Source organism: Sulfitobacter sp. D7 (assembly GCF_003611275.1).
Classification (GTDB): Bacteria; Pseudomonadota; Alphaproteobacteria; order Rhodobacterales; family Rhodobacteraceae; genus Sulfitobacter; species Sulfitobacter profundi.
The window spans coordinates 1191394-1203252 of the sequence record NZ_CP020694.1 but is presented as its reverse complement, the minus strand read 5'-3'; the positions used below and the strand labels follow the sequence as shown (position 1 = coordinate 1203252).

General features: G+C 63.3%; 12 protein-coding genes. 6 read left to right on the top strand and 6 right to left on the bottom strand.

Annotated elements, in window-relative coordinates; translation table 11 throughout:
• Positions 1 to 68 precede the first annotated feature (68 nt).
• Positions 69 to 842: a tRNA pseudouridine(38-40) synthase TruA gene (truA, locus tag B5M07_RS05800; protein WP_120350600.1), complete on the top strand. Its 774-nt coding sequence runs from the start codon at positions 69 to 71 to the stop codon at positions 840 to 842.
• 175 nt (positions 843 to 1017) lie between these two features.
• Here the strand turns inward: truA and gndA are convergent, their stop codons facing one another.
• On the bottom strand, positions 1018 to 2466 hold the full coding sequence (gndA, locus tag B5M07_RS05795) for an NADP-dependent phosphogluconate dehydrogenase (RefSeq protein WP_120352165.1): 1449 nt from the start codon (positions 2464 to 2466) through the stop codon (positions 1018 to 1020).
• Positions 2467 to 2602: 136 nt separating this feature from the next.
• Here gndA and B5M07_RS05790 point away from each other — a divergent pair, with 136 nt between their 5' ends.
• Both B5M07_RS05790 and B5M07_RS05785 read left to right on the top strand, forming a co-directional pair.
• The gene (locus B5M07_RS05790; RefSeq protein ID WP_120350599.1) at positions 2603 to 3064 is read left to right on the top strand and encodes an NUDIX hydrolase; all 462 of its coding nucleotides are present in this window, start codon (positions 2603 to 2605) and stop codon (positions 3062 to 3064) included.
• Between the two features lie 164 nt (positions 3065 to 3228).
• Positions 3229 to 4710: an inorganic phosphate transporter gene (locus B5M07_RS05785; RefSeq protein WP_120350598.1), complete on the top strand. Its 1482-nt coding sequence runs from the start codon at positions 3229 to 3231 to the stop codon at positions 4708 to 4710.
• Positions 4711 to 4729: 19 nt separating this feature from the next.
• Here the strand turns inward: B5M07_RS05785 and B5M07_RS05780 are convergent, their stop codons facing one another.
• From B5M07_RS05780 to B5M07_RS05770, 3 genes are all read right to left on the bottom strand, one after another.
• Positions 4730 to 5764, bottom strand: a complete 1035-nt coding sequence (locus tag B5M07_RS05780) for a 2-dehydropantoate 2-reductase (RefSeq protein WP_120350597.1) — start codon at positions 5762 to 5764, stop codon at positions 4730 to 4732.
• Complete coding sequence (gene argF, locus B5M07_RS05775) at positions 5761 to 6666, bottom strand: ornithine carbamoyltransferase (RefSeq protein ID WP_067627797.1); 906 nt, start codon at positions 6664 to 6666, stop codon at positions 5761 to 5763. Before argF ends, B5M07_RS05780 begins: the two co-directional genes overlap by 4 nt.
• Before the next feature lie 71 nt (positions 6667 to 6737).
• The gene (locus B5M07_RS05770) at positions 6738 to 7913 is read right to left on the bottom strand and encodes an aspartate aminotransferase family protein (RefSeq protein WP_120350596.1); all 1176 of its coding nucleotides are present in this window, start codon (positions 7911 to 7913) and stop codon (positions 6738 to 6740) included.
• Between the two features lie 363 nt (positions 7914 to 8276).
• On the opposite strand from B5M07_RS05770, the gene B5M07_RS05765 reads away from it, so the two are divergent.
• The gene (locus B5M07_RS05765) at positions 8277 to 8891 is read left to right on the top strand and encodes a GcrA family cell cycle regulator (protein ID WP_120350595.1); all 615 of its coding nucleotides are present in this window, start codon (positions 8277 to 8279) and stop codon (positions 8889 to 8891) included.
• A gap of 74 nt (positions 8892 to 8965) precedes the next feature.
• Here the strand turns inward: B5M07_RS05765 and B5M07_RS05760 are convergent, their stop codons facing one another.
• Complete coding sequence (locus B5M07_RS05760; protein ID WP_120352164.1) at positions 8966 to 9748, bottom strand: SseB family protein; 783 nt, start codon at positions 9746 to 9748, stop codon at positions 8966 to 8968.
• Positions 9749 to 9776: 28 nt separating this feature from the next.
• Positions 9777 to 10376 (bottom strand): uracil-DNA glycosylase family protein, encoded by a 600-nt coding sequence (locus B5M07_RS05755; RefSeq protein WP_120350594.1) that lies wholly within the window; start codon positions 10374 to 10376, stop codon positions 9777 to 9779.
• A 109-nt stretch (positions 10377 to 10485) separates the two neighbouring features.
• Here B5M07_RS05755 and B5M07_RS05750 point away from each other — a divergent pair, with 109 nt between their 5' ends.
• Positions 10486 to 10827: an ArsR/SmtB family transcription factor gene (locus tag B5M07_RS05750; protein WP_120350593.1), complete on the top strand. Its 342-nt coding sequence runs from the start codon at positions 10486 to 10488 to the stop codon at positions 10825 to 10827.
• Positions 10820 to 11851, top strand: a complete 1032-nt coding sequence (locus B5M07_RS05745; RefSeq protein ID WP_162931819.1) for a permease — start codon at positions 10820 to 10822, stop codon at positions 11849 to 11851. Before B5M07_RS05750 ends, B5M07_RS05745 begins: the two co-directional genes overlap by 8 nt.
• The last annotated feature ends 8 nt before the right edge of the window (positions 11852 to 11859 follow it).

Below are 11859 nucleotides of genomic sequence, written 5' to 3'. Positions count from 1 at the left end.
TTTGCCGTTAACATAGGGTCGGCAGCCGGGGATTGCCAGAAGCGCCCGCCCGCGCTAAGGCCCCGTTCATGCCCAGATATGCCTTGAAAATCGAATACCACGGTGCGCCCTTCAATGGGTGGCAACGTCAGGTTGACCAACCCACGGTACAAGGCGCGATCGAGGCCGCCTTGGCCAAGTTGGAGCCGGGCGCGCATACCATCGCCGCCGCCGGGCGCACCGATACCGGCGTGCATGGGCTGGGGCAGGTTGCCCATTGCGACATGGCCCGCGACTGGCGGCCCTTTCGTCTGGGCGAAGCGCTGAATTATCATCTGAAACCGCAGCCCATTGCGATCACCGATTGCGTACTGGCCCCCGAGGACTTCCATGCCCGTTTCTCGGCGCTTGAGCGCCGCTATCATTTCCGCATCCTCAGCCGGCGTGCCCCGGCGGTGCATCAGGCGGGGTTGGTTTGGCAGATCAAACATGGCTTGGATGTAGAGGCGATGCAGGCGGCGGCGGATCTTTTGGTGGGTAAACATGATTTCACCACCTTCCGCTCAACCGTCTGTCAGGCGGAAAGCCCGGTGAAAACACTAGACCGCTTGCAGGTCTCTCAGGTCGAGACCATGGCCGGGACGGAATATCATTTCGACGTCCGCGCGCGGTCTTTCCTGCACAATCAGGTGCGCAGCTTCGTCGGCTCGCTGGAGCGTGTCGGCGCGGGCTCTTGGAGCGTGGCGGATATGGGGACGGCGCTTGCGGCAAAGGACCGTGCGGCCTGTGGGCCGGTCTGCCCGCCGCAGGGGCTTTATCTGGCGCATGTGAGCTATCCGGTGGACCCGTTTGCCAAAGCCTAACGAGGTCCATCGCCTCCCCGCGGGGTGGCGATGCTACGCTAATTTCATGCCACTTTATGGCGCAACCATGGGTGGGCTTTTCGTCGTGTTCCGCCCGTTGCTAAATCGCCTCCCCGACCGGGCGGGCAGGCGATGGTCCGGCGCCTTCGGCTTGTTTCCGGACCCGTAAGCCCCCTTACGGCAAAGGCGTCCACGTCCCGTGGAACTTGCCCTCTTCGCTTATCCGCTCGAACCCATGCGCGCCGAAGAAATCGCGCTGAGCTTGGATCATATTGGCCGTGCCGCGCGCCCGGCGCATGCTATCATACCACGCGAGCGCCGCCGACAGCGCAGGCAGCGCCACGCCGAGCAGCGCGCCCGCCGCCACCACACGCCGCAACGCGGGAACGCTCTCTTCCAGCCGTTTGCGCATGGCGGGGGCAAGGATCAGATGCCCGCCCGGCAACTCACCCCGGAAGGCGTCGGCAAACTCGTCCAACAGCGCCGAGCGGATGATGCAGCCCGCCCGCCAAATCTCGGAAATCCGCGCCATGTCGAGGGACCAGTCGAACTCCTCCGAGGCCGCAGAAAGAATGCGAAAGCCCTGCGCGTGGCCGATGATCCGCCCCGCCAAAAGCGCCATTTCCAGATCGTCCACCTCAGGCAGTGGCGCGTCTTGCACGCCTTCGGCCAGCAACGGTTCGGCCATCTCGCGCACGGCCTTTTCGCTCGACCAGCCACGCGCGCCGACGGCGGCTTCGATGGTATTGGCCGATTGCCCCATCTTGAGCGCTTCGATCAAGGTCCAGCGCCCGGTGCCCTTCTGCCCCGCCTGATCGCGGATCACGTCGACCATCGGCGTGCCGCTTTGGGCATCGACCGACAAAAGCGCGGCCGCCGACACTTCGATCAGATAGGAATTCAGCGGCCCCTTGCGCCAGTCGGCGAAAAGGTTGCCGATCTCCACCGCGCCCTGCCCGCCTGCATCCCGCAGCAGGCCGTAGACTTCGGCGATCATCTGCATGTCGGCATATTCGATACCGTTATGCACCGTCTTGACGAAATGCCCCGCCCCGTCGGGGCCCAGATGCGCCACGCAGGGGGAGCCTTCGAAATGGGCGGCAATCGTCTCGGCCATCGGTTTGAACTGGGTCCACGAATGTTCGCTGCCGCCCACCATCATCGACGGGCCATTGCGCGCCCCGGCCTCTCCGCCCGACACGCCCATGCCGACGAAATGCAGACCGGTGCCGTCCAATGCGGCACTGCGGCGGCGGGTGTCGTGGAAATCGGCGTTGCCGCCGTCGATCAAGGTGTCGCCCTCATCCAGCAGCGGTTTGATCGTCTCGATCATCGCATCGACCGGTGCGCCAGAGGGGATCATGAACAAGATGCTGCGCGGGCGGGCGATGGCGGCGACGAAATCTTCCAGCCGTTCGGCCCCGATCAGACGCTCGGCCAGCGGGCCGGCTTCGTTAAGGAAAGGCGCGATCCACTCTGCCTCACGATTGCTCACCGCCACGGTAAAGCCGTTGTCGGCCAAGTTCAGCGCCAGAGCCGAGCCCATGGTGCCCAGCCCGTATACCCCGATATCGGCGCCTGCCCCCCGTGCCGCGCCCCCGTCCGCCTGCGTGCCAGTTGCCATAACGATCATGCCTCATTTCTAGCCGGTCATACTGCCAAGCCCGCCGATCCGGCGCGCCGCAGTTTGATTTGCGTTCGGGAACACTATATAATGCGGGGATAACAAGAAAAACACCCGACCGAGGCATAGTTCTGTAATGACACAAGTATTTAGACGCGCTTGGGAGGATATGGTCCTTCCTATTTTCAAACGTCCCCGCCGCGTGCAGGTGGCGGCCCTTTGCTACCGCGAGTCCGAGGCAGGCAAAAAGGTGCTGCTGATCACCAGCCGTGACACGGGCCGCTGGATTTTGCCCAAGGGCTGGCCGATCGACGGGTTGGACGGTGCCGGAGCCGCCTTGCAAGAAGCATGGGAAGAGGCCGGGGTGACAAAAGCCGACATCGAATCCGATCCGATGGGCATTTTCGACTATGACAAGGGTCTCGGCGAAGGCTTGACCGTGCCCGTGACCACACAGGTCTATCTCACTCGCGTGCGCGATTTAAGCGAGGAATACCCCGAAGCGGGCATGCGCAAGCGCGCGTGGTTCACGCCCCAAGAGGCGGCGGAACTGGTGGATGAGCCTGATCTTAAAGCAATCTTATCTGCCTTTCACTAAAGCCTAATGGCATCGGGTCTCGGCCCGGTGCCCCATTGCCCTTCCCCAACAGCCAATGCCGCCCTCCGCCGAATGTTACAATTTTGTGACAGGGTGACTTGCGCCCTCGATAGCCTTATGTCACCCCCCGCTGAACGTTAGGATCGTTGGGAGATCATACAGGAATGGCAACGGAACCGCAGGGCAGCCAGTGGAAGACGCTGGACAAGGACCTCAACCGCATTTCGCAAGTCGAACTGGCCGCGACCTATGTCGCCCGCCCCCTCGTGGCGCCGGGCATTGCGCTGGCCTTTATCGTGGTGGCAGGTGCCGTTGCGGCGGTCTTCTTCGGGCATCAGCCCTCTAGCTTTGTCGTGATCGCGGCGGCGATCTTCGGCGCCTATATGGCGGTGAATATCGGCGCGAACGACGTGGCCAACAACATGGGCCCCGCCGTGGGCGCCAATGCGCTGACCATGGGCGGAGCGATCGTGATTGCGGCCTTGTGCGAATCCGCCGGTGCCTTGCTGGCGGGGGGCGATGTCGTCTCGACCATTTCCAAGGGCATCATCGACCCGGCCAGCGTGGCCGACACGCGCATCTTTGTCTGGGCGATGATGGCAGCGCTGGTGTCTTCCGCGCTTTGGGTAAACCTTGCCACATGGGTCGGCGCGCCGGTGTCGACGACCCATTCGGTCGTGGGCGGTGTCATGGGCGCGGGCATCGCAGCTGCGGGCCTTGGCGCGGTCAACTGGAGCTCGATGAGCATGATCGCCGCAAGCTGGGTGATCTCTCCCGTGTTGGGCGGTGCCGTGGCGGCGATGTTCCTTGCGTTCATCAAGGCACGGATCCTGTACCAAGACGACAAAATCGCCGCCGCGCGCACATGGGTGCCGGTGCTCGTGGGTCTGATGGCCGGGGTCTTTGCGGCCTATTTGGCGCTGAAGGGCCTCAAGAAAATCATCAGTATCGACATGCCCATGGCCTTGATCATCGGGCTGGTGACGGGGCTGGTGGTCTATGCCATCTCCGCCCCGTTGATCCGCCGCGCGTCCGAGGGGATGGAGAACCGCAACCGCTCGGTCAAAACGCTTTTTGGCCTGCCGCTGGTGCTGTCTGCCGCCCTTCTCAGCTTTGCGCATGGGGCCAATGACGTGGCCAATGCGGTGGGGCCGCTGGCGGCGATCGTACATGCGACAGAGTTCGGCGGCTTTGAGGATAAGGTCAGCATCCCGACATGGGTCATGATCATCGGCGCCTTCGGCATCTCCTTTGGTCTGTTCCTTTTTGGGCCGAAACTGATCCGCATGGTCGGCAGCCAGATCACCAAGCTGAACCCGATGCGCGCCTATTGCGTGGCCCTTTCGGCGGCGATCACCGTGATCGTGGCAAGCTGGCTGGGCCTGCCTGTGTCCTCCACCCATATCGCTGTGGGCGGGGTATTTGGCGTGGGCTTTTACCGCGAATGGCATATGGAGCGGCGCCTGCGCCGGATCGGCGGCCAAACCAGCGAAGTGAAACGCATCGCCAAGGAAGAGCGCCGCCGCCGCAAGCTGGTGCGCCGGTCGCATTTCATGACCATCGTCGCGGCTTGGGTAATTACCGTGCCCGCCGCGGCCCTGCTCTCTGCCATGGTCTTTTGGGTGCTCAACACCCTCGTGAACTGAGGTCAGGCGCGTCCGCGCCTTACCCCTCTTGCTGGTCCTGCCCTGCTGCCATCTCGGCCCCCAGGGCGGTGACCGGCAAATGCGGCAGCCCCTCGCCTGCAAGCTCTGCCCAGCCCATCACCCGCAAGACCATATCCGTTACCGGTGTCGCCCGGCCAAGCGCCTGCCCGCGGCGCTGCACCTCGCCTTGCAACGCGTCGATCTCGGTCGGGCGGAGGGCGGCAAGGTCCTGCGCCATGGAGGTCCGCGCCTGCGGATCAATCTGCAACATGGCCGAGGCGATGCGTGAGAACAGCGGTGTCGGCAGGCGCAACAGAGCCGGGACCAGCCGCGCCGGGATTGGCGTGGTCATAGCAGGGCGGATCTTCTCTGCCCGCAGAATGGCAAGCGCCTCGGCCCATTGATCGGCCATCAGACGCCGCCACGCCCGATCCTGCAACTGGGCTTGCAACGGCAACCCGCTTAGCGCGTTCAGCGCGTTGTTGAGGTTCATCAGGAACTTACCCCATTGCAGGGCCGTGATATCCGCGTGTTCCACCACCTTCAGATCCGGCAACGACAGCCGCGCCGCCAGATCCGCCGGTCCGCCCTCGATCACCAGATCGCCCGAGCTTGCCCGGTGGTAGCACCCCTGTCCCATGGCCACGACGTTGAAGGGCACCAGCCCGGCGCGCAGATCATGCTGCGGCAGATGCTGCGCCAAAATCGCCCGGTTGCCCATGCCGTTTTGCAGGCTGATAACCTGCACGCCCTGCGCGCTGTGGCGGGCGATTTGCCGGGCGATGTTTTCGGTGTCGCGCGATTTAACCGTGACCAGCACGATATCGGCATCGCGCAGGCAGGTCTCATCACCCGCAAGGGTCAGATCATCCGCCGAGAGGTAGCGGGCCATGCCGCCAAAATCGGTCAACGTCAGCCCGTGGGTGCGGATCTCGGCCTGAATACGAGGCCGGGCCAGCAGGGTTACGGAATGCCCGGCCCCGGCCAGCAATCCGCCGATGAAACAACCGATCGCCCCCGCGCCCGCCACAACGATGCGGGGGCCGTCGCTCATGCCCCCAGACACCAGCGCATGACGGCTTTTTGGGCGTGCAGACGGTTTTCGGCCTCATCAAAGATCACCGAATGCGGGCCATCCATGACCGAGCTTGTCGCCTCATCATCGCGGTGGGCGGGCAGGCAATGCATGAAGAGCGCGTCAGGTTTCGCCAGCGCCATCAGCGCGTCGTTCACCTGATAGCCACGCAGCTGGTTGTGCCGCCGTTCGCGGGCCGATTGCGGATCATGCATGCTGACCCATGTGTCGGTCACCACCAGATCGGCGCCCTCGACAGCCTTTTGCGGATTGCGTTCGACGGTATAAAGCCCGTCGAGCGCCGCTTCAGGGTCCAGCGGCTCGGGGCCGGTAAAGACGAGATCAAAGTCGAACTGTTTCGCCGCATGGGCAAAGCTGGCAAAGACATTGTTGCCGTCGCCCGACCAGACCACCTTGCGCCCCTTGATCGGGCCGCGGTGTTCCTCAAACGTCTGGATGTCGGCCATGATCTGGCAGGGGTGCGTGCGGTTGGTCAGCCCGTTGATCACCGGCACGGTAGCATGTTCGGCCATATCAAGCAGGGTCTGCTCTTCGAAGGTGCGGATCATGATCATGTCCACATAGCGTGACAGCACGCGGGCGGTGTCGGCGATGGTCTCTCCATGGCCAAGCTGCATGTCCGCCCCCGAAAGGACCATGGTCTGCCCGCCCATCTGACGCACGCCCACGTCGAAAGACACGCGCGTGCGGGTCGAAGGTTTTTCAAAGATCAGCGCGACCATGTGGTCTTTCAGCGGCTGATCTTCATCCGGCGCGCCGCGCGGGCGGCCTTGGCGCGCGGCCTTCATGGCGGCGGCGTTGTCGATGATCTGCCGCAAATCGGCGGGGTCGGTTTGGTGGATATCAAGAAAATGGTTCATCTGTCGTCTCTGTCTTGCGGGTTTAAGGCCACGGCCTCCGGTGCCCGAGGAATATTTTAGGTGAATGGCGTTCAGGCCGGGGTCAGCGCACGCGCGATGGCGTCAAGGCGGGTCACGGCCTCGGCGATCTCATCGTCGGAAATGGTCAGCGGCGGCAGAAGGCGGATCACATTGTCCGCGGCGGGTACGGTGATCAGGTCATGGTCATAGCCCGAGGCGACCACATCCGCATTCGCCACTTTGCATTTCAGCCCCAGCATCAGCCCCGCGCCACGGACCTCTTCAAAGACACCCGGATGCTCTGCCACCAGCCCCTCAAGGCGCTGACGCATCAGCCCCGCTTTGCGGTTCACCTCTGCCAGAAAGCCCGCATCGGCGACCACATCCAGCACGGCGCAGCCCACGGCACAGCCCAGCGGGTTGCCGCCATAGGTCGACCCATGGGTGCCAGCAGTCATGCCCGACGCGGCCTTTTCATTGGCCAGCACCGCGCCCAACGGAAAACCCCCGCCGATGCCCTTGGCGACCATCATGATGTCGGGTGTCACCCCGGCCCATTCATGGGCAAAGAGCCGTCCGGTCCTCCCAACGCCGCATTGCACCTCGTCCATAATCAGCAACAGCCCATGTTGGTCACAAAGCGCGCGCATCTGCTGCAACTCGGCATCTGGCACGGCGCGGATGCCGCCTTCGCCCTGAACCGGCTCCACCATGATGGCGGCGGTTTTATCGGTGATGGCGGCCTCCAGCGCGTCACTGTCGCCAAGATCGAGATGTACGAAACCCGGCAGCAGCGGGCCGAAACCTTTGGTCATTTTCTCAGACCCCGCCGCGGCAATCCCGGCAGATGAACGGCCGTGGAACGACCCGCTGAAAGTGATGATCTCAACCCGCTCGGGCTGGCCTGCTTCATAGAAATACTTGCGCGCCATCTTCACGGCCAACTCGCAAGCCTCGGTCCCTGAATTGCAGAAAAATGCCGTGTCGGCAAAAGTCTCGGCCACCAGCCGGTCAGCCAGCGCCTCTTGCTGCGGGATGTGGTAAAGGTTTGACGTGTGCCACAGCGCTTGGGCCTGATCCGTCAGCGCCTTCACCAGCGCTGGATGCGCATGACCAAGCGCGTTCACTGCGATCCCCGCGCCAAGGTCGAGAAAACGTCGCCCATCCGCCTCGATCAGCCATGTGCCTTCGCCTTTGACAAAGGTCAAAGGGGCGCGATTGTAGGTTGGCAGAACGGAAGGGATCATCTGTTTGTCCTTGAAAGAGGGCCGCGTCACGCCGGTAAAAGGGCATGGGGCTGGCGCAGGGTCAATGGGATTTGGTTGTTTTTGAAAGGGTGCAGCATGTCTGCTGCGAGATCAGGCCATCACGCCGCCCCCTAAAGGGCGCCATGTTTATCGAACGAAGCGTCGTCGGATGGAATATGTGGCACATTTGATCATGGGCCTTGCATAGCCGCCCTTCATCCCCCACGTAAAGCCCCAATCGCAGCGCGCCGCCCTCAAGGGGCATCGGCGCTTGCACCTGCGGCCCCAGAAGATAAAATGGGGGCCGATACACTGACAAAGCGGTCCGGGCTATGGGGCCGCTTTTTAACTGGGGAACCCCGTATGTCCTGGACTGATGAGCGCGTAGAGACACTTAAAAAGATGTGGGGCGAAGGCCAGTCCGCCAGCCAGATCGCAAAAGAACTGGGCGGGGTGACGCGCAATGCCGTGATTGGCAAGGTGCACCGTCTGGGCCTGTCGAACCGCACCGCCGGGGCACCCGCCGCCGCAGCGGCTGCCAAGCCAGAGCCCAAGGCCAAGCCCGCAGCGCCCAAGGCCGAGGCCAAGCCAAAGCCCGCCGCCAAGCCAGCAGCGGAACCCGAGGCCGAAGCCGCCCCTGCGCCCGAAGCCGAAGAGCCCGCCGCAGCCCCGGCGCCTAAGCCCAACCTGCCCGCGCGCAAACAGATCATCCCCGCAGGCCAACCGCTGCCGCCGCAGCCTTCGGCCAATGAGATCAGCCCAGAGGCGCTCGCCAAGGTCAGCGAAATCGAGAAGAAGGCCAAGAAGATCGGCCTGATGGAACTGACCGAGCGGACCTGCAAATGGCCCGTCGGCGACCCCGCGACCGATGACTTCTGGTTCTGCGGCCTGCCCGTACAACAGGGCAAACCCTATTGCGAGGCCCACGTCGGCGTCGCTTTCCAACCCATGAGCGCCCGGCGCGACCGCCGCCGCTAAGACTGGCAAGATGCAATGAAAAAGGCGGGCGGGCGTGATTGCCCTGCCCGCCTTTTCTTTGCCTCAAGGCAAAATTAGCGCAGTTTCGGCGGTTTCGCCGGATCACTGCCCGGGGCCATCCGGGGCGTGTTCTGCAAAGGCTCCATCTGCGGCAGGTCAAAGCGCAGGCCAACGCGGGCCAGTTTTTCGACCACCGCATCGTTGGGACCAAAGAAGCCCACATCCATCGCCCCTGCCTCGATCCCCGAAAAGGTCAGCGCCTCTGAGGCTGCCCGCACCAGCGCATCCTGCGCGCGGGGGATCGCGCCGACGAAGGCCAGCAGATGCCCGCGCCCGCCGCCGGTATATTCGACCCCAACGAGGAAGGCCCCTGCCGCCATGCCGGTCGCTGTTGCCAGCTTGGCGTCGATCGCGGCGATCAGCGTCTCTGGCAGCCCCTGCGGGGGGAACACCTGATCGATGCCCGCCTCCACTTCACCCGGGGCATGGGCCAAGGTGCTGCGCAGCCAGTCCAACGCCTCGGCAGGCAACAGGATTTCCGACGGGGCCACGCCGATGTTCACCGCCATGCCAAGCGGCTGGCCCTCCAACATCGCGGCAATCGACCGACCCGAAAGCGCCACATAGGGAGACGCCTCCCCCACATGGGCCGACAGCCGTGCGGCGCGGTCGAAAACCATGACATAGCTGTCCTCAAGCAGCACCGGGCTGATCTGATCGCCCTGCGGTTCATCCTCCAACAACATGAAAAGCTCAACATCCGCGATACGCTCGTAAAAGCGCAGGCGGGCGGCGTCATCCTCGGGGGCGGCCATCATCGCGGCATGGGCTTGGTCCAGCGGGGTCGGCTCAATCAACCGGGCTGTCTTAAGGTCAGCTTGGGGGTCAGTTTGGCGGTCGGTCATTCATCACCTCGGACACGGCGGCGCGCAGACGGGGCAAGACCTCTTCCGCGAACCAGGGATTCTTGTTCAACCATCCGGTATTGCGCCAAGACGGATGAGGCAAGGCAAAGACCCCCGGCGGATGATCCCGCCACCCCGCGACGGCCTCGGTCACATTGCGGAATCCGGGCAGGTGATACTTCATCGCATAGGCCCCGATCAGCACCGTCAGACGCAGGTCGGGCAGCATCTCAAGTACGGGCTTGCGCCAAGTTTGGGCACAGATACGCGGCGGCGGCAGGTCACTGCCCTTGGCGTCATAGCCCGGAAAGCAAAAGCCCATCGGCACGATGGCAACACGGTCGCGATCATAGAATGTCGCCTCGTCCAAGCCCAACCAGTCGCGCAGACGGGTGCCGGACATGTCCCAAAACGGCTTGCCCGCCTCATGCACCCGTTTGCCGGGCGCTTGGCTGGCAATCAGCAGCCGCGCGCCGGGTTTGAACCAGACGATGGGCCGTGGGCAATGCTGGGTCGCCGTCACGGCAAAACGCTCGGCACAAAGGCGGCAGGCCGCCAGATCATCTCGGATATCCTTCATGAGGAGGAGATAAGCGGTAGGGCCGAAAGATAAAGGGCCGCAACAGATCACTTCGACAAATATCGAAATAAAGCTTGCGTAAGGCTGACATTTCGATATTTCTAGAATCATGAAACAAGAATCCGCAACCCCCGCCCTCACCCTCGCCGCCAGCAGCTTTGCAGCACTTGGATCGGAACAGCGCCTCTTGGTGCTGCGCACCTTGGTGCGCGCCGGATCGGCGGGGCTGAGCATCGGCACGCTGGGCGAACGCACTGGGGTGACCGGCTCGACCCTGACGCATCACCTGAAACTCTTGGCCTCTGCCGGATTGGTGAAACAAGAAAAGCAAGGCCGCAGCACAATTTGCGCCGCCGTCGCCTATGAAGAAGTGCAGGCGCTGGCGAATTTCCTGCTCACCGAATGCTGCGCAGACGCAATCAACGAATGTACGGAGCATGACCATGGCTGAAACCACGCAATCCCCTCCCGTGCTCCATCGACTGGCGTTCTTGAAAGGCGCTTGGGGCATCACCTTGGCTCTTCTTGCCCTCCTCGCCCTGCTGGATCCCCCGCAAATCGTGCCGACCGTTATCTTCACCGCCGAGGCGCTTTTGGGCACCGCCCCGTTCATCGCCTTCGCCGTGCTGGCCGTGGCCTATCTCAAAGCCAGCGGCGCCGAGAGCCTGCTCGCCCGCGCATTTGAGGGCAATCCGGCCCGGATGGTGATCATGGCCGCCGCCCTTGGCGGGCTGTCGCCCTTTTGCAGCTGCGAGGTGATCCCCTTTATCGCTGCCCTGCTCGCCGTTGGCGCCCCGCTGGGTGCGGTTATGGCCTTCTGGCTTGCCTCCCCCTTGATGGATCCGGCCATGTTCGCGATCACCTCCGGCACGCTGGGGTTCGATTTCGCCGTGGCGAAAACCATCGCAGCACTTGGCGTCGGCATGTTCGGTGGCTTCACCGTATTGGCTCTATCGCGGACCCCGCTCTTTAATGATCCGCTGCACGCCCAGCCGGCGAAAAGCAGCTGCTGTTCGTCGGCCAAACCCTTTTCCGGCGCACCGGTCTGGAAGTTTTGGCAAGACGCCGATCGCCGGGCAAGTTTCAACGACACGGCTCTGACCAACGCGCTGTTCCTCGTGAAATGGCTCACACTCGCCTATGTGGTCGAAGCCTTGATGCTGACCTACGTGCCCGCAGAATGGATCGCCAATATCTTGGGCGGCACCGGGATCATGCCCATTATCCTCGGCGCTTTAGTGGGGGCACCGGCCTATCTCAACGGCTATGCCGCCGTGCCACTGATCGACGCGCTGTTGGCCCAAGGCATGACCCAAGGCGCGGCCATGTCCTTTGTCATCGCAGGCGGGGTCAGCTGCATCCCGGCGGCCATCGCTGTCTGGGCGCTGGTCAAACCGCATGTTTTTGCCGCCTATCTTACCTTTGCCTTTGTCGGAGCCATCTTCGCGGGCATGGCTTGGCAATTGGTGGCCTAATGGGGCAC